General features: G+C 41.2%; 17 protein-coding genes. 11 read left to right on the top strand and 6 right to left on the bottom strand.

Translation table 11 applies throughout. The features are described from left to right. Positions 1 to 221 precede the first annotated feature (221 nt). The 3 genes from asnB (at position 222) to ABFX33_RS24165 (ending at position 4,597) form a co-directional block, all read left to right on the top strand. Positions 222 to 1,910, top strand: coding sequence for an asparagine synthase B (asnB, locus tag ABFX33_RS24155; protein WP_346088753.1), 1,689 nt, complete (start codon positions 222 to 224; stop codon positions 1,908 to 1,910). 150 nt (positions 1,911 to 2,060) lie between these two features. Further along, complete coding sequence (locus tag ABFX33_RS24160) at positions 2,061 to 3,626, top strand: M20/M25/M40 family metallo-hydrolase (protein ID WP_346088755.1); 1,566 nt, start codon at positions 2,061 to 2,063, stop codon at positions 3,624 to 3,626. Beyond that, positions 3,626 to 4,597: a polysaccharide deacetylase family protein gene (locus ABFX33_RS24165; RefSeq protein ID WP_346088756.1), complete on the top strand. Its 972-nt coding sequence runs from the start codon at positions 3,626 to 3,628 to the stop codon at positions 4,595 to 4,597. Before ABFX33_RS24160 ends, ABFX33_RS24165 begins: the two co-directional genes overlap by 1 nt. A 109-nt stretch (positions 4,598 to 4,706) precedes the next feature. Here the strand turns inward: ABFX33_RS24165 and ABFX33_RS24170 are convergent, their stop codons facing one another. Both ABFX33_RS24170 and ABFX33_RS24175 read right to left on the bottom strand, forming a co-directional pair. Beyond that, a complete protein-coding gene (locus ABFX33_RS24170; protein ID WP_346088758.1) occupies positions 4,707 to 6,884 on the bottom strand; it encodes a S9 family peptidase in 2,178 nt (725 codons plus the stop codon). Positions 6,885 to 7,042: 158 nt separating this feature from the next. Next, entirely contained in the window at positions 7,043 to 7,771 is a 729-nt protein-coding gene (locus ABFX33_RS24175) for a 3-keto-disaccharide hydrolase (protein ID WP_257087578.1), read from the bottom strand. Positions 7,772 to 7,954: 183 nt separating this feature from the next. On the opposite strand from ABFX33_RS24175, the gene ABFX33_RS24180 reads away from it, so the two are divergent. The 3 genes from ABFX33_RS24180 (at position 7,955) to ABFX33_RS24190 (ending at position 9,856) form a co-directional block, all read left to right on the top strand. Further along, complete coding sequence (locus ABFX33_RS24180; RefSeq protein ID WP_346088760.1) at positions 7,955 to 8,323, top strand: dihydroneopterin aldolase; 369 nt, start codon at positions 7,955 to 7,957, stop codon at positions 8,321 to 8,323. Between the two features lie 80 nt (positions 8,324 to 8,403). Beyond that, entirely contained in the window at positions 8,404 to 9,129 is a 726-nt protein-coding gene (locus ABFX33_RS24185; RefSeq protein ID WP_346088761.1) for an AAA family ATPase, read from the top strand. A 283-nt stretch (positions 9,130 to 9,412) separates the two neighbouring features. Further along, positions 9,413 to 9,856, top strand: coding sequence for an Hsp20/alpha crystallin family protein (locus ABFX33_RS24190; RefSeq protein WP_120262112.1), 444 nt, complete (start codon positions 9,413 to 9,415; stop codon positions 9,854 to 9,856). 122 nt (positions 9,857 to 9,978) lie between these two features. Here the strand turns inward: ABFX33_RS24190 and ABFX33_RS24195 are convergent, their stop codons facing one another. After that, complete coding sequence (locus ABFX33_RS24195; protein ID WP_259183826.1) at positions 9,979 to 10,416, bottom strand: acyl-CoA thioesterase; 438 nt, start codon at positions 10,414 to 10,416, stop codon at positions 9,979 to 9,981. Positions 10,417 to 10,491: 75 nt separating this feature from the next. Between ABFX33_RS24195 and ABFX33_RS24200 the strand changes: the two genes are divergently transcribed. The 4 genes from ABFX33_RS24200 to ABFX33_RS24215 all read left to right on the top strand — a co-directional run bounded on the left by ABFX33_RS24200 (position 10,492) and on the right by ABFX33_RS24215 (position 14,273). Further along, the gene (locus tag ABFX33_RS24200) at positions 10,492 to 11,040 is read left to right on the top strand and encodes an RNA polymerase sigma factor (RefSeq protein WP_346088764.1); all 549 of its coding nucleotides are present in this window, start codon (positions 10,492 to 10,494) and stop codon (positions 11,038 to 11,040) included. Further along, positions 11,030 to 11,671, top strand: coding sequence for a hypothetical protein (locus tag ABFX33_RS24205; RefSeq protein WP_346088765.1), 642 nt, complete (start codon positions 11,030 to 11,032; stop codon positions 11,669 to 11,671). The genes ABFX33_RS24200 and ABFX33_RS24205 overlap by 11 nt, the downstream gene beginning before the upstream one ends. 80 nt (positions 11,672 to 11,751) lie before the next feature. Then, on the top strand, positions 11,752 to 13,407 hold the full coding sequence (locus tag ABFX33_RS24210) for an ABC1 kinase family protein (protein WP_346088767.1): 1,656 nt from the start codon (positions 11,752 to 11,754) through the stop codon (positions 13,405 to 13,407). 80 nt (positions 13,408 to 13,487) lie between these two features. Beyond that, entirely contained in the window at positions 13,488 to 14,273 is a 786-nt protein-coding gene (locus ABFX33_RS24215; RefSeq protein ID WP_346088768.1) for an SDR family oxidoreductase, read from the top strand. Between the two features lie 129 nt (positions 14,274 to 14,402). Here the strand turns inward: ABFX33_RS24215 and ABFX33_RS24220 are convergent, their stop codons facing one another. Continuing rightward, a complete protein-coding gene (locus ABFX33_RS24220) occupies positions 14,403 to 14,996 on the bottom strand; it encodes a YceI family protein (protein ID WP_120262106.1) in 594 nt (197 codons plus the stop codon). 107 nt (positions 14,997 to 15,103) lie between these two features. After that, complete coding sequence (locus ABFX33_RS24225; protein WP_120262105.1) at positions 15,104 to 15,691, bottom strand: Crp/Fnr family transcriptional regulator; 588 nt, start codon at positions 15,689 to 15,691, stop codon at positions 15,104 to 15,106. 355 nt (positions 15,692 to 16,046) lie between these two features. Between ABFX33_RS24225 and ABFX33_RS24230 the strand changes: the two genes are divergently transcribed. Then, positions 16,047 to 16,586: a GNAT family N-acetyltransferase gene (locus tag ABFX33_RS24230; RefSeq protein ID WP_346088769.1), complete on the top strand. Its 540-nt coding sequence runs from the start codon at positions 16,047 to 16,049 to the stop codon at positions 16,584 to 16,586. Between the two features lie 21 nt (positions 16,587 to 16,607). Here the strand turns inward: ABFX33_RS24230 and ABFX33_RS24235 are convergent, their stop codons facing one another. Then, positions 16,608 to 17,009, bottom strand: coding sequence for a DUF1634 domain-containing protein (locus ABFX33_RS24235; protein ID WP_346088771.1), 402 nt, complete (start codon positions 17,007 to 17,009; stop codon positions 16,608 to 16,610). Between the last annotated feature and the right edge of the window lie 41 nt (positions 17,010 to 17,050).

Here is a 17,050-nt window from a genome sequence, read left to right on the forward strand (position 1 = left end):
ATTACTAAGTGAATTTAATGATAAATCTTGAAAGCTGTTGTTAATCTATTGTGTGATTATTGTAAATAAATAGTTGTTTTGTTGCTAATTTTATTTGTTTAAAAGGTGTTTTTTAGTAAAAGTGTAATAAAAATTAAAAATTATTATGAATTTAGTTTTTAATTGTTTTACTTTGTGTCAAGAACATAATGTAAAAACGAAATATTTAAAATTTTCATAATATGTGTGGAATTATTGGCGCTTTTGAATTGAAGCAACCTGCAGACTCATTGAGATCCCAAGTATTGGAAATGTCAAAACGTATTCGTCACCGTGGTCCAGATTGGTCTGGCATATTTACGGGCGAGAAAGCTTTATTGGCTCATGAGCGATTAGCTATTGTTGACCCGAAATCAGGTAGTCAACCTTTGTACAGTCCGGATGGCAAAGTTGTATTGGCTGTAAATGGCGAGATCTATAACCACCATGAATTAAGGAATAGCCTTCCGGATTATGCGTTCGCAACACAGAGTGATTCGGAGGTAATATTGGCATTGTATTTAGCCAAGGGACCATCGTTTGTCGATGAGTTGAACGGTATCTTTGGTTTCGCATTATATGATTCGCGTGATGACTCATTTTTTGTTGCCCGTGACCATATGGGGATTATCCCATTGTATTACGGAAAGGATGCGCAAGGACAACTGTTTGTCGCTTCTGAATTAAAGTCTTTGGAAGGTTTCTGCGAGACGATCGAGCAATTTCCTCCGGGACATTATTTATATAGTAAAGAAGGTACAACACCGCAACGTTGGTACCAACGCGATTGGGAAAGCTATGACACGGTGAAAGATAAAGAGACTGATATCGCCGTATTGCGTAAAGCATTGGAAGATGCAGTACATCGCCAATTAATGTCTGATGTTCCTTATGGTGTATTGCTTTCGGGAGGTCTTGACTCTTCTGTGATTGCTGCGGTTACAAAAAAATTTGCATCTAAACGTATTGAAACTGACGATAAAGAGGACGCCTGGTATCCTCAATTGCATTCTTTTGCTGTTGGCTTGAAAGGTGCACCAGATTTAATTGCAGCACAAAAGGCTGCTGATCATATTGGAACAATCCACCATGAAATCAACTTCACCATTCAGGAAGGTTTGGATGCCATCCGCGATGTGATCTATCACCTGGAGACTTACGATGTGACGACTATCCGCGCTTCGACTCCGATGTACTTACTGGCACGTGTGATCAAATCCATGGGCATCAAAATGGTGTTGTCTGGTGAGGGGTCAGATGAGCTTTTTGGCGGCTACTTATATTTTCACAAGGCGCCTAATGCGCAGGAGTTTCACGAGGAAACTGTTCGTAAACTGAAAAAACTGTACCTCTATGACTGTCTACGTGCAAATAAATCGCTGGCAGCCTGGGGTGTCGAAGGACGTGTACCTTTCCTGGATAAAGAATTTATGGATATTGCCATGCGTATCAATCCATTCGATAAAATGATCCGTGATGGTAAAATGGAGAAATGGGTCGTGCGTAAAGCTTTTGAGGATTATCTTCCGGAAAGCATCGCCTGGCGTCAAAAAGAACAGTTCTCGGATGGTGTCGGTTATAGCTGGATAGATACCTTAAAAGAGCAGGCAGAAAGCAAGGTTTCTGATCAGGAATTTGCAGCAGCAGCCGAACGTTTCCCAATCAATACACCAAAGAACAAGGAAGAGTTTTTGTATAGAACAATCTTCGAATCGCATTTTCCTTCCGCAGCTGCTGCACAGACTGTTCCTTCAGTAAAATCTGTTGCTTGTAGCACACCGGAAGCCCTTGCTTGGGATGCTTCTTTCCAAAATCTAAATGATCCATCTGGAAGAGCAGTAGCCTCTGTGCATCAGGAGAGCTACGAAAAATCCAAAGTAGAAGCTGTTTAGATAATCAACCAACCATATACTAATGTTGTAATAGGGGTGTCCAAAGGCATCCCTATTTTTTTGGAATATGTTTTTTGAATTATCTTTAGTAATTTTCGGAAAAAACCAATTCAACAGAACCTACGGAGTGGTGAACTAATTAAATTACAAATGAAACTATATACTAAACAGAGAAATTTGAAGTCTTTTGGGTTGGCATTTATGCTATTGAGTAGCTCAGCGATTTTTGCACAAAATAAAGATGCTGTTGTTGCGGCTATTGTTCAGGAAGCTCAGGCAAATTCCCAGCTCGAAAACTATGCTTTTGAACTTGTTGATATGATCGGTCCACGTTTGGTGGGGAGTCCACAGATGCAGCAGGCACACGACTGGGTGGTCAAAAAATACACCGCACTTGGTGCGGATGCACGAAATGAACCTTATGGAGAATGGCGTTCCTGGGAAAGAGGGACCTCAGCGGTAACGATGACCTATCCACGGATCAAATCACTCGAAGGGACGCAATTAGCCTTTAGTCCGATGACGAAGGAAAAAGGTGTAGAAGCAGAAGTGGTGGCGATGCCTTTGTTTAGTTCTCAGGCTGATTTCCAATCTTGGTTAAAGACGGTAAAAGGTAAAATTGTCCTGATTGGCATGAACCCGATCTCGGGTCGTTCGGATGCCAACTGGAAGGAATCTGCCTCTGCCCAGGGTTATGAAAAATATCAGGCCTTAAAGAGTGGACAGCTCAAGCAATGGGAGCTCAGTATGACCTATACTGGGAGTACACGACGTACACTACCATTGGCATTGGAAACCGCTGGTGCTGTAGGTGTGATCGATTCTTACTGGACAGAACTGCCGGGGCTTACACGGATTTTTGATGCGAAATCGAAGCAGATTCCTGTTTTTAATATTGCTTTGGAGGATTATAGCCTCCTTCATCGTATGGCTGTGCGTGGCGTCAAACCGCGTATACTCTTGCAGGGTAAATCCAAGGAACTCGGTACAGCAAAAACTTATAATAGCATTGCCGAGATCAAAGGAAAAGAGAAGCCCAATGAGTATGTAGTTTTGTCTGCACATTTAGATTCATGGGATGGTGCTTCGGGTGCGACAGATAATGCAACGGGGGTGATTACAATGATGGAAGCAGTTCGTATCCTGCGGAAAGTATATCCCGAAAATAAAAGAACGATCTTGGTCGGTAATTGGGGGAGCGAGGAACAGGGCTTGAATGGCTCGTCGGCTTTTGTGGAGGATCATCCCGATATCGCAAAAAATATTCAGGTGGTATGGAACCAGGATAATGGAACGGGACGTATTGTGCGTATCGGCGGCAGTGGTTTTGAAAAGGCATATGAATATATCGGCCGTTGGTTACAATATCTACCCGAAGAATTTCGCAACGAGATCCAGACCAGCTTTCCGGGAATGCCGGGTACAGGCGGAAGTGACCACTCTTCTTTTGTACAAAAAGGGATTCCGGCCTTTGGTCTTTCTTCCATTTCTTGGGATTATGGAAAAGTAACCTGGCACACGAATCGGGATACCTACGATAAAATTGTCTTCGACGAAGTCAAGCAGAATGCGATTATTGTTGCGGTATTAACTTACCTTGCTTGTGAGGAGCCTGCATTGGTGTCAAGAGAGAAAATCGTATTACCTGTGGATAAAACTGGTAAACAAATGGCTTGGCCAACAAATTTACAGCCCAAAAGGACAAGCGGTAATTAATGATGAAACAGCTTGTATTTACGATCGTATTCCTTTTCTTCTTCAGTTTCGCTTTTGCCCAGATTCCCCATGGGGATCTGGATAATTATAAAAGAGAATGGATTGCCGTACAGGAAAACGCCCGACCGCTGATCGGGATACGAAGTTTTACGGTCATGGGAAGTAAATATTATCTCATAGTAGATCCAATGACACTAGAGACCCGTATTGTGGATAGTAAGTTGCTTAAAGTCCGTAGTAGAGATTCTGTACAGGTCAACAAAAGCTTAATTGGAACAGTGTATGCAAGTTGTTTTTCCATCGCGAGGAAAACCGAAAATAATCTGCAGGATGCGGGACTGAATTTTAGACTGCCCAAAGAATCTGGAATAAACTTAACGATTGATTTGTGTCCTTCCCATAAACCTTTGGACAAGGATATTTTTGAGGATGTACTATCTGCATTTAAGGGGCTGGACAGTACACTGCCATTGGCGGTGTCTGTGTCAGGGAAATGGCTGTTAAATCATCCAAGCGACTTGGCCTGGTTGAAATCTTTGGAGAAAAAGGGGATCGAGATCACTTGGATTAATCATACCTATGATCATGTTTTTAACAATAAGCCATTGAGTTCTAATTTTCTCTTGTCGCAGGGTACCAACTTAAGTTATGAAATACTGGCCAATGAAAAATTGATGCTGAAAAATGGACTTATGCCTTCTGTCTTTTTCCGCTGCCCAGGTTTGGTTTCGGATCGTGCGATTATCGAAAAGCTGCTATCTTTTGGTCTAATTGCCGTTGGCTCTGATGCTTGGCTGGCTAAAGGGCAACCGGTGCATAATGGTAGCATTGTTTTGATTCATGGGAATGGTAATGAAGAGCTGGGGGTGCGGGATTTTATCAGGTTGCTCCAGACAGAATCCGACGCTATTAAAGCAAAACATTGGACACTGTATAGTCTTTCTGAAGGATTGGAACAATATTCAAATTAGCCGTTGAATCGCCTATTTTACGAATAGGCTTTCCGTTGCGTAACCCGAAAAAATACAAAGGCGCCAATCCGAAAAGAAAGGCGCCTTTGTATGATAAGCTGTTAACTATTTATTTTTTTAGATGCTGATTAAAATAATCCGCAATTTTCTCGTACATATGGATACGATCTTTGCCCATCACATTATGTTCGTGGGTAGGGTATAAGAAATAATCGACCTGTTTCCCGGCCTTAATACAGGCTTCCAAAAACTCCATGCTGTTTTGTTGTACAACCACAGGGTCTTGCGCGCCATGGATGATCAATAAGCGCCCTTTTAACTGATCCGCTTTGTTCAACAGGGATGTCAGTTTATATCCTTCAGGGTTTTCCTGAGGTGTGTCCATATAACGCTCGCCATACATTACTTCATAAAACTTCCAGTCAATAACTGGACCTCCAGCGACTGCGGCTTTAAAAATGTCGTTATGATGTAACATAAATGAAGTCGTCATAAATCCACCGAAGCTCCAGCCGAAGATCCCCATACGTTGTTGATCGACAAAGGATTTTGATTTTAGGAATTCAATTCCTTTGAGCTGATCGGCCATTTCATTTTGGCCAAGGTTACGGTGAGTAGCCGTATAAAAATCACGGCCTCGGTAATTGGTGCCGCGATTGTCCATTGTAAAAACAATATATCCCTGTTGGGCCATATAGAGATCAAAGTAACCTGCTCCACCTAGCCATTTGTTGGAAACCAATTGCGAATGAGAACCACCATACAGATAATACATGACTGGATATTTCTTGGCAGGGTCAAAATCATTTGGATAGATAATACGGCCGGTCAGTGGATATTTGCCATCAGCCGAAGTCAGTTGGACAAATTCTATTTTTGGATTATTAATTTTTCCGCTGAATGGATTGTCAGCTTTGACCAGAACAGTTCCCTTACCCGATTTGACCTCTTTGATCTGGATCATGTTTGGGGTTTTCAGGTCACTATATTGGTCATAGATATATTTGCCATCACCACTCAACGATGCCTGGTGTATACCCGATTCATTTGTTAGCTGTACTGTTTTTCCGGATTTGAGGTCTACCTCAAATAATTGACGGTCCATCCCATTGTTGGTGACACCGATATAACTTATTTTGTTTCCATCAGCTGAGAAGTCCAAGAGATTTTCTAGCACTATGTCCTTAAAGCCTAATTTTCTGATCAGTTTTCCCTCCGTATTGTAGAGATAAAGCTGGTTGTAGCCATCTTTGTCGGATTGGTAAAGAAATTGATCCGCTGTGTTTGGCAAGAAGGTAAGTGGATTTTCTGGCTCTACCCAAGTTGTTGCGGTTTCCTCAAACAATGTTTTAACCAGCGCTCCGGTTTCAGCATTGTATTTATTGAACTTGAGGTCATTTTGACCGCGGTTGAGAACGCCTACATAAATGAATTTGCCTGAAGGATCCCAGGTTACACTGGTCAGGTATTGTTCGCTATGATCTCCGGTCTGTAAGGTTACTTTTTGTCCTGTAACACTGTTGTAGACAATCAGTGTTACCTCCTCCGATTTTTGCCCTGTCATGGGGTATTTTATCCATTTGATTTCGGCAACTTTCGGACTCCATTGGGGGAGTGGATAGTTGGCGACCATGGTTTCATTCTTGCGGTAGTAGAGTAATTTGTCATTTTGAGCATTCCACCACATGCCTTTTTTTATACCGAATTCCTGCCGGTGGGTATAATCACTTCCATTGACAATACCTTTGTCGCTGTCGTCGGTTACCGCAGATACTTTCCCATTTTTGTCAACAATGGCGATATTATTGTCCACCAGATAAGCGATTTTAGAAAGGTCTGTGCTCAATTCGCGGTTAGCACCTTGGCTATCGTTGCCGATAAAACTTTCGATACTTTTGGATTTGACATTATAGACCACCGTATATACTTTGTCCTTCCCATCTACCTGGAGTAGGAGTGAATTGCTATCACGCCATTTGTAGTCGTAAGGAAACATGCGTAAGCTGAATGTTTCGTTTGGAATTGCAGCTTTCAAAGCTGTTTCGAGCTCAGTTTTAGATAACAAGCTCGTCTCTGTCCAATTGTTTGCTGCACTTTTGGAGAGCAGATTTTGATACGATTTATCGAGGTAAGAGAGGCTGTTTGATTTTGGTATCCAGGAAGCAGCAGTAATCGATGTTGGCGCATAGGTGCGCGGTCCGAATACCGTTTCTTCCAAATTAAGGTTTCGTTGGGCATGGCTGGTTAAGGCACTTGCCAACAAGAAGAATAGCGCAATTCTTTTCATTAGAATAATTTATTTTTAATGATGCTGAGCCGACCATAAGTGTTTTTTGCTCTTATGATGGAGTTTGCTTTTAAATTTTATAGGGCTAAATTAGGGAAATAGCCCTATAAAACCTAGTACAGAATTGTTGCTTGTGTAACTGAAATTGTTGTGTCGATCTATAGTTTGCGGAGCCAGATATTTCTAAACTGGACCAGATCACCATGATCTTGCAGGATAATGGGGCCGGGACCATGGCTCACCTGTTTCGGAAGTCCAATGTACTCTGTTGTGCCATCAATCTGGGTGTTATTCTGGACAAGTACGCCATTGTGGAGCACAGTCACTGTGCCTTTGCTGATCAATAGGCTGTCTTTGTTAAACTGGGGAGCCTTGTAAATGATATCGTATACATGCCATTTGTCCGTTACAATGACTTGAGCCAACGGCGGACGTTGCTTGTAAAGGCTTCCTGCACCACCATTGACATAGGTCGGATTGTTATTGTTGTCCAATACCTGAATTTCATAGAGCCCCTGCAGGAAAATGCCGCTATTCCCTCTGCCTTGTCCTTCGCCCTTGATGAGCTCAGGACTCTTCCATTCAATATGGAGCTGAAAGTCGCCGAAATGCTCGGTTGTCTCGATATTTCCAGTTCCGGGTTTTACTTCAAGCGTATTATTGGCAATTGTCCAGTTTGCATTCCCCTTTTCGCTCTTCCATTTGCTCAGGTCCTTGCCATCAAAAAGAACAATGGCATCACTTGGGATTCCCTTGTTGAGTGTTACCGTTGGCGGAACAGGTTTGTAATATTCTGTATCGCTGGGTTTCATATTTGTTTGGGCATAGATTGCGCTGGAACCGCATAAGATCGCCAGGGTTAGTGCCGAAGATAAAGAAAAGTTCATCTGTTGGGTTTTTGGTGTATTTAAACTTAGGAAAATTTGCCTTTATATACAATTATAATTTTAGAATAGGATCTATTTAAGTGCATGAATGTATATGGATGAGATTTTTCTCTTGTCTGATGCTATTGAAATCGTCGAAACTGTCGATTTTTTGATTTCGGAACAATTTGCTTAGGTTTGTGCATGGCAACCATTTTACAGACAGTCTCATTGAAAGAAGCGCGGTTTTATGCGCCAATTGGCTATTACGAGGAGGAGCAGATTCTCGGGAATGAATTTTTTGTGTCTATTGATGTCTCTTTCCCTTTTCATAATACAGAAACCGAAGATTTGCGTAATACGCTAAATTATGAAGAACTGTATCAGATCACTGCTCGTGTGATGCAACCCAAACGGAAACTGTTGGAATCTGCAGCGGCAGAAATATTGGAACAGATTCGGCTAGGGGTACCTCATGCCGTAATGATTGAGGTTGTTATTCGCAAATCGAATCCACCTTTTGGCGGCGACTTATCCTATTCGCATGTCGGTTTGAAATACCTGAATGATTAATTTTCAAACTGGACCAGCAAAAGTTTGAAATACCTGCTTAAATTTGCGGATCCATTGTATAAAAGTGTCAAATTGTTAAGATGAATATTTACGATCTTGTTATAGCCGATAAGGAAAAGATAGCATTAGAAGATGTTTTTTTAGCGGAAGATAGCCGGCAGAAACTGCAGCAGCTGATTAAGGAGCATCGCTATATTCGAGAGCTCTCGCAATATGGTCTGCCTGTAAGCAACAAGATTCTATTACACGGTTATTCGGGTTGCGGAAAAACAACGACGGCAAAAGCGTTGGCGACGGCACTCGACAAACCGATCTATATCTTGAATCTGAGTAACTTGATCTCATCCCGCATTGGTGAGACTTCACAGCATATCAAGCAGGTCTTTGACAAGGCAGGACGTGAAAAGGCTGTACTGTTTCTCGATGAATTTGACCAGATCGGAAAAGCACGGATCAGTGAAGAGAAAGATGTAGGGGAGATGCGCCGCCTGGTAAATACGATTATCCAACTGATCGATTATTTTCCGGCGGAAGCTGTATTGATCGCGGCAACCAACCATCCCGAGATATTGGATACAGCAATTATCCGGCGATTTCAGCTTCGGCTGGCTTTTGAATTACCCACTCATGCACAGCTAGATGCCTATTACGCTAAATTATTTTCTCCCTTTCCGCAATATGATGCATTGGTATCACGGATTTATGATGTTTCCTATGCAGAGGCAAAAGATTATATCTACGATGCTGTTAAATTTTTGCTGATTAAGGCACTGGAACAACAAGAAAGACCAGAACCAGAAGGGTAAAGCGCTAAGGTTAATGTTTTGTAAAATTAAATCCGCCCGAAAACAGTTTGCCTACTGCTACGTTAATGCTATACCGAGTAGTGGGATCATGTCTTCCAAGCAATGACAATATCGCGCCCTTTTATGGAAGGTTTTTAAGTGTTTTGTGTCAAAATGTCGCTTTAAATTATTTGAAAATGACATTTTGTCTTTGTTTTGCAACTGGTACGTGAATTGAATATCCCCTAGAAAAGAGTTAGAAAATAAAGCTTAACAAAAAATAAAAAAATTAGGAGGACAAAAAATGGCATTAATTAAATTCCCTACAAAAAGTTTAAATACCGACGCAGTAAATCCATTTGTAAATACTGTATTTGACAATCTATTCAATGATAATTTTATTTCAGATCGTTTGGTTTCACGTGTTCCAGCGGTGAATATTTCGGAGTCCGAAAAATCATTTAAGATCGAAATGGCAGCTCCGGGATTGGATAAGTCAGATTTTAAAATCAATGTGGATAAAAATCTGATCACTATTTCTGCAGAGAAAAAAGAAGAGCAAGTAAGTGAAGAAAAACTATATAGCAAGAAGGAATTCAATTATAGTTCATTTTCAAGATCATTTACCTTGCCTGAAACGGTTGACTATAGCAATATTGAAGCAGCCTATGAAGGTGGAATATTGATTTTAACTGTTGGCAAGAAAGAAGACGCTATTATCGCAAAGCGTTTGATCGAAGTAAAATAGTTCGTACGCCCATATGATAGGCGCATCCTGACCGACGGTCAGTTGATACTCAAATAAGATAGTTTTTTAGGTTAGTTTATGTTTTGATCCCTCGGAATACAAAAATATTCCGAGGGATTTTTTTATCCAATCTCTTCATATCCTACCGCACGTGGTACTTTGGCAAGATAGGGCTCCATTTCTTCCGGTAACTTGGTTAGTTTTCGCAGCTTTAAGTCAAGCCAAGCGCCATCAACGTTTACTGTACAACATAATGTGCCATCCTGGCGATAAACCTGATGAATAAAAGAAAAACGACTATTGATTTTATTGTATTTAGTCAATTCCACTTTTACCTGAACGTATTCATCCAGATGTACCTCCTTAGCGTAGATCAATTCTTCCCGAAATAGAATCGGTCCGATCTGAAACTGGGCGAACTTGTCCAAAGAAAAACCCATTTTGTTCAACATGTTGCTTCGTGCCTGTGCACAGATATCGGCATAGGCAGAATGACGCATGTGCCGATTGGCATCTATTTGTGCCCAGATGACCTGTCCCTCATAAAATATATTTTCCATAATTATTATCGTGATTTGCCTCCTTTTTATGAACAATTTACATATTTTTAAATTAAGCTGTAACACTTTGTTTGTTTGCTATACTTATTACCTGAAAAGATCTTAAAAGAAAATTTACCATTGGCTCATTCGGAAACAGAATTTCTTCAGTTGATTGACGAAAATAAAGGAATTATCGTCAAGGTGAGCCGTATGTATATGGATGACCAGGATGGACGGCAAGATCTTTATCAGGAAATTGTGTATCAGCTCTGGAAGTCTTACGCAACGTTTAAGCAGCAAAGTAAATTTTCAACATGGATGTATCGTGTTGCATTGAATACCGCGATGGTATTTTTAAAGAAAGAAAAAAAACACCAGATTTACGATAGCCTGGAAGAACGGCATGATTTTCCGGACGAATCTTATAATCCGGATAAAGATGAACAGCTCAAAATATTCTATCAGGCGGTGCATGAATTGAATGCCGTAGAGAAAGCGTTGATCTTTTTGTTTTTGGAAGGCCAGAGCCATCGCGAAATCGCTGCGCATCTTGGTATATCCGAAGTCAATGCACGGGTAAAATTAAATCGTACAAAAGAACGGATTCAACAAATCATTAAAAAATACAATTATGAATTTTGATGAATTAAAAAAATCTTGGCAGGAACAGCCTACAGATGAGGATTTACAAAATCCAAATCTCAAACATTATAAGGAGGTCGGCAATATCATGGCCAAGCTGAGACGCAATATCAAGCGGGAATTTGTGTCCTGGGTGGTATGCATGTTTTTCCTGATTGCTGTGCCTATGTTGCCGGTTTATAAAATCTCAGGGTATGCAGCTTTTGCGTATTACTTTTTTATTGTGCAGATCTCGCTGTCGAGCCTGTTGTATTACCGCAGGTTCTATTACCTGATCAAAAGTGCCAAGCAGATTGATCTTTTGGCATCACGTGAACATCTTCTCAAGCTGTATTACGATCTCAAATATGCCGTGGAGACCTATCGTATCGTTGCCTATGTGATGATTCCGCAAGCCTTGTTTCTTTATCTCATTATGATTGGTCAAAATAGGGCGGTCGCTTGGTTTGAGAAATTATATAACTTCAGACAAACCCTTCAGCTGGATCCCAATTTTATATTATGGATGATCCTTTCGGCACTTATTTCGATCGTTATTATCGTGTTGATTACCGAGTTTATGATCCGTGCCTATTATGGGGATTATGTCAAACAGATCAAAGAAAACCTGGATCAGATGGAAGCGGAATAAGGGAATGATGCGAAAAAGGTAAGGTATTTGTGTTTTTCGGACTTGGATATTTCGTATCTTGTTATCGAAAATCCTTGTCCATGATGTACAATCCGACCAAGAAGTTACAGCGTAGTTCCCAAATCTTAAGCATATTAGCAAAATATGGTTTCAAAGATGCCATTGCCCGATTGCCATGGAAAGGGCCAAGAGCGAGTTTAGAGCGTAATATAGATGTTGATAAAATCAGTGTATATACGCGTATTCGCATGGCTTTGGAAGAGCTCGGACCAGCCTTTATCAAGTTGGGACAATCGGCTTCCACCCGTGAAGGTTTGCTCCCAAAAGATCTTGTCGAGGAACTCAAAAAGCTCGAAGATAACGTCCCGCCCTTTGAAGTCGATATTCAGGAATACCTCGCTGAAGAACTTGGATTGGACATCACCGAACAATTTGAGACCATCGCGTCGGAGCCCTTTGCTGCTGCATCTATTGCGCAGGTCTATCGGGCGACGTTGAAAGATGGCACAAATGTCGTCTTAAAAGTGCGTCGACCAGGAATAGATGAGGTCATGCGTGTTGATCTTGCGCTCATGCGTGATATCGCCAAGATTCTGACCATGTACAATGACGCACTGGAAAATCTCAACCTTTCCCTGATCGTAGAATCTTTCGCCATGACCCTGCAAGAGGAAATGTCTCTGGTCATCGAACGCCATAACATTGAGCGCTTTGCTAAAAATTTTAAAGGCAATAAACTGATCAAGGTGCCCAACGTGTACCCTGATATGTCCTCCGACCGCGTGCTCTGTATGGAGTATCTCGATGGTTTCAAAGTGACAGATGCCGTGGAAATTAAACGACGGGGAATGGATGTGGAAACCTTGGTGAAAAATGGGATCAACCTATATCTGGAACAGGTGATTATCCACGGTTTTTTTCACGGTGATCCGCACCCCGGTAATATGATGGTAATGCCCGATGGGCGTATTGCCTTTCTGGACTTTGGCAACATGGGCAAATTGCTCGGAATTGACCGACGACAGCTTGAGGAGTTTATCCAATCAGCGATTTCCGAGGATGCGGTCCGACTGGCGGATGTTATTGAGGACGTGGCTGTAGTGAGTCATATCCCTGACCGAAATCAGTTTGAACGCTCCCTATATGAAATATTTGACATGATTGATAATGTTTCCTTAGGTGATCTCAGTCTTGATCTGCTGTTCAATAAACTCTGGAAGATCATTGGTGATAATCGCTTGTATTTTCCGGAATATATCTATCAGCTCATGCGGGGTATCTCTTTGATGGAGGGAATCGGCCGCCAGCTTTATCCTGATCTCAATATCATGGAGAGCATTAAGCCTTTTGCCCGACGGATCATGATGGAACGGCTGTCGCCAGAAGCGATTTTCAAGAAGGGAAAACATAAGATAGAGTCTTTCGCACGTGATGTCGAAAAACTTCCAGAGGATATGCGGGCTTTGGTACGCTTATTCCGTACGGGAAATTTCACCTTGAATCATCGTCTGATCAGTGCCCGGTCCTTCAATGCCATACTTCGTAAAGGGGTCAACCGCATTGTGATCGGTATCATGTTTATGTCCCTCAACTTACTGGGAGGAATGGTGATTGTGGCGCGTATTGAACCGCAATGGTGGGGCATTCCCGTTTTTGCCTGGATATGTCTGGGCTCGGCCTGGGTCTTTGCGGTCTATTTATTTATTGCCATGATCCGGGCAAAAGATAATGATTAAATGACCGTCCCCAGTTCATCTATATTTTTTGAATAATACACACAACAAATTAGCTGAAGCTAATAACATACGAAATAGTTATGGAAATCAATCTAATTGGAAAAAAAGCCCTCATTGGCGCAAGTTCTGCCGGCATCGGTGCCGGGATTGCCAAAGTTTTGGCATCCTGTGGTGCCTCGGTTACCCTAGCATCACGTAGTGAGGAGAAATTGAAGCATACTTTGGAAAGCCTGGACAGCTCGAAAGGGCAGGCACACCAATATATTCTGGTCGATTACAATGACCATGAAGACTATAAAGTACAAATAGATCGTTATTTTGAATCAAACAAGGTGGATATCCTGGTCAATAACTCCAACGGACCACAAGCGGGAACGATTGATCAGAAAAATCTGGCGGACTATCAGCATGCCTTTGAACTTTTATTTCAAAATCACTGTTATACGACTTCTTGTGCCTTACCTTACATGTTGGCAAATGGTTACGGACGCATTATCAATGTATCGTCTTCCACTGTAAAAGAGCCCGTATCTAATCTGGTTTTATCAAATACCATCCGTACCGCCCTGATAAGCTGGAGCAAATCGCTTTCAGAAGATGTTGCAAAGGATGGCGTGACAGTCAATAGTATATTAACAGGGCTATTTGATACCGAAAGAATTCAGTCTTTGACCAATATGGATGCACAGCGCTTGGGTATATCCTATGAAGAAGCCTTGCAATTGCGGTTAAAACAGGTGCCGGCTGCTCGTTTGGGGGAGCCTGAAGAATATGGCTACCTGGTCGCCTTTATCTGCTCGACCTACGCCAACTACCTCACTGGAGCCAATATTCCGCTGGATGGTGGTATGTTGAAAGGTTTGTAAAGTAAAAAAGAAATTCGCCCGAGAATGAGAACGGCGAGCTTATGACTGAGTAGTCGTAAACCCTAAAAAAAAGTGGCTATCCTAAATCTTGGGTAGCCACTTTTTTTAGGGTGATTTAAAGAACTTTGCTTAGTTTAAAACCAATTCAGTATTAACAATAATGTCCACATCAGAGGCCACTGCTTCTACACCTGAAGGTAATTTATCATTGTATTTGATCCCAAAATCCTGACGGTTAATTTTTGTTTTTGCTGTAAAGCCTGCACGTGTTTTTCCCCAAGGATCGGTAATAACACCACCGTTTTGAGTAACATCAAAAGTTACTTTTTTAGTTACGTCGCGGATGGTCAGATCTGCTACCATAATATATTTACCTTTCACTTTCGCATTTTTGAAGGTGACGGATTTTAAAGTCATCTTTGGAAATTTGTCTGCAGCGAAGAAATCATCTGTTTTTAAGTGATTGTCACGTGCTTCAATACGCGTGTCAACACTATTGACATCAATGGAAAAGTTTACTTTTGCATTGTTGAAACTTGTAGCGGTTGCAGTTTCCACTGTTCCCTCCACTTTGGTAAACTGACCATCGACAAAACTGATACCAAGGTGTTTTACATCAAATCTTGCATTGGTATGTCCCGGATCAGCAGACCATTTTACCTGCGCTACAGCAACATTAACCATTAACGCTGCCACTGCCAAAAATTGGAAAAATCTATTCATGTTGTTTTCTATTTGTTTATTTATCAAACGTTTAATTGTTCAAAATGTTTGTTTGAACAAGCTTCTGCAAAGTTGGGATAAACTTGAATAGAAAAAATTGATGTAGGTCAAGAATTTCGATTAGGCTTTAAAATTTGTCTTTTTAAGCGGCTCAAAAACTCTTGTGTCACCCCAAGATAGGAGGCCAGTTGCATATTGGAGATCCTGGGATATATTTTAGGATAGCGCTTGATAAAATCCAGATAGCGTTCCTGAGCCGTAAAACCTATGCTGGAGATAATACGGTGCTGGGATGCAATCTGTGCACGTTGGGCCATAATTCTGGAAAGTTTTTCATAAATCGGATGGTCTTCGTAGAGTTTGTCTTTATCCGTTTTTGATAAGGTGAGTACAACTGAATCTTCGAGTGCCTGAATATTTTGTAAAGCCGGTTCCTGATAGTTGAAACTGGCAATATCACCCACCCACCAGTCTTCTATGGCAAATTGAAGGATATGTTCTATTCCATCAGCCGTGACATAGAATGACTTAAATAGACCACTGACTACATAAGCTTCATAATGACAGACTTCACCGGCCCTTAAAAAGTATTCCTTCTTCTTTATTTTTCTGACATGATAACGCGATACAATATCATTTAATTCTTCTTCGCTGACATTGATCCGTTGTTTTACAAATTCCTTGAACTGTTCCATTAGGGTGTAAAATACGAAAATTTGCGCTTTATAAAGTACAATCAGCAGCTAGAATGATAGAATTTTATGAAACGTATGCCTCAGGCGAATTTTTGTTTTCAGTGGTGACACAATTGCAAAACGATGAAAATCAAAAAACCAGACATCTTTTATCCATTGTATCGTTCGTTGTTCTTTGTCGGTAAATTTATTATTGAGGGTAATAGTAAAGATATGTTGTCCTAATCTGTCAATTGGACATTTTGGTGTAATATTTGAATAACAGGAAACGTAATTCAACTTAGTTTCATCAATAATTGGTATCTTTTAATGAAATTTAAAATTTTGGTAGAAGTCCAACGTTAAACATGTTCTAATGAAGTTTGTAGCACCGAATAAACTTGAAAATGATAAGGTCGTATTAAAGTTGATTGACCCAAGTGATTTTGATACGCTTTATCAAGTAGCTAAAGATCCGTTGATATGGGAGCAGCATCCCAACAAAGACCGCTGGAAAGAGGAGGTTTTTCGGTCTTTTTTTGATGCTGCATTGGAAAGCAAAGCAGCTTATCTTATTTTGGATAAAGCGACTGGGGAATGTATCGGAAGCACCCGGTATTATGGTCTGAATGAGGCCGAAAAATCTATTTTTGTTGGCTTTACCTTCTATGCAAGGGCTTATTGGGGGGCGGGTATCAATCCTTTGGTCAAAGAAATGATGTTTGACTTTGCCTTTAATTTTGTGGATAAGATCTATTTACACGTAGGTGCTGAAAATTTCCGTTCACAAAAAGCTGTCGAACGTTTGGGGGCAAGCAAAGTCGCCGAAAAAATGGTGTCTTATGTCAACGAACCCGAACGGAAGAATTTTGAATATGCACTGGAGAAATCGACCTGGCTTAGAGCCAAGAGATAAGGGACTGATCTCTTTACAGGATTATCCCTTGACTCCGCTCAATATACTGCCGATAATCACAGCCAGCACAATCAATGTGATGACGATATAGAGCTTATCTTTTTCGATAACGAAACCAAAAAGAGAGCCGACCACCCGTACAATCGGTGTACAGATCAAAAGTAAAACCCCCAGTTGTATGATCTGGGGAATATTTTTGTTGAATGCTCCTACGATAATACCGCTGATGGTCGTATTGGATTTGCCCTCACCGACGAAATCTTTATAGTTGGGTACCGTATCCTGTCCGTGGACGATCAAATACCAGATCCCACCGATCACTAACACGGAGGAGGCCAAGATAACACCTGTCCGTAAAATCTGTCCCACCAAAAGTGAGATGTCCTTATCGCTCCAATAGTTTTTTGAAAATACTTGTTTCATCTGCAAATAATTTTTTATTAAATGTCTATGGCCAAGGGCAT

It is taken from the genome of Sphingobacterium ginsenosidimutans (genome assembly GCF_039536865.1).
GTDB lineage: Bacteria > Bacteroidota > Bacteroidia > Sphingobacteriales > Sphingobacteriaceae > Sphingobacterium > Sphingobacterium detergens.

Bases quoted from the DNA above. Each gene is read 5' to 3' on its own strand.
- ABFX33_RS24180 (WP_346088760.1), top strand. From the start codon at position 7,955: ATGGCAACCATTTTACAGACAGTCTCATTGAAAGAAGCGCGGTTTTAT.
- ABFX33_RS24175 (WP_257087578.1), bottom strand. From the start codon at position 7,771: ATGAACTTTTCTTTATCTTCGGCACTAACCCTGGCGATCTTATGCGGT.
- ABFX33_RS24215 (WP_346088768.1), top strand. From the start codon at position 13,488: ATGGAAATCAATCTAATTGGAAAAAAAGCCCTCATTGGCGCAAGTTCT.
- ABFX33_RS24220 (WP_120262106.1), bottom strand. From the start codon at position 14,996: ATGAATAGATTTTTCCAATTTTTGGCAGTGGCAGCGTTAATGGTTAAT.
- ABFX33_RS24225 (WP_120262105.1), bottom strand. From the start codon at position 15,691: ATGGAACAGTTCAAGGAATTTGTAAAACAACGGATCAATGTCAGCGAA.
- ABFX33_RS24205 (WP_346088765.1), top strand. From the start codon at position 11,030: ATGAATTTTGATGAATTAAAAAAATCTTGGCAGGAACAGCCTACAGAT.
- ABFX33_RS24190 (WP_120262112.1), top strand. From the start codon at position 9,413: ATGGCATTAATTAAATTCCCTACAAAAAGTTTAAATACCGACGCAGTA.
- ABFX33_RS24170 (WP_346088758.1), bottom strand. From the start codon at position 6,884: ATGAAAAGAATTGCGCTATTCTTCTTGTTGGCAAGTGCCTTAACCAGC.
- ABFX33_RS24160 (WP_346088755.1), top strand. From the start codon at position 2,061: ATGAAACTATATACTAAACAGAGAAATTTGAAGTCTTTTGGGTTGGCA.
- ABFX33_RS24185 (WP_346088761.1), top strand. From the start codon at position 8,404: ATGAATATTTACGATCTTGTTATAGCCGATAAGGAAAAGATAGCATTA.
- asnB (WP_346088753.1), top strand. From the start codon at position 222: ATGTGTGGAATTATTGGCGCTTTTGAATTGAAGCAACCTGCAGACTCA.
- ABFX33_RS24230 (WP_346088769.1), top strand. From the start codon at position 16,047: ATGAAGTTTGTAGCACCGAATAAACTTGAAAATGATAAGGTCGTATTA.
- ABFX33_RS24235 (WP_346088771.1), bottom strand. From the start codon at position 17,009: ATGAAACAAGTATTTTCAAAAAACTATTGGAGCGATAAGGACATCTCA.
- ABFX33_RS24195 (WP_259183826.1), bottom strand. From the start codon at position 10,416: ATGGAAAATATATTTTATGAGGGACAGGTCATCTGGGCACAAATAGAT.
- ABFX33_RS24210 (WP_346088767.1), top strand. From the start codon at position 11,752: ATGATGTACAATCCGACCAAGAAGTTACAGCGTAGTTCCCAAATCTTA.
- ABFX33_RS24165 (WP_346088756.1), top strand. From the start codon at position 3,626: ATGATGAAACAGCTTGTATTTACGATCGTATTCCTTTTCTTCTTCAGT.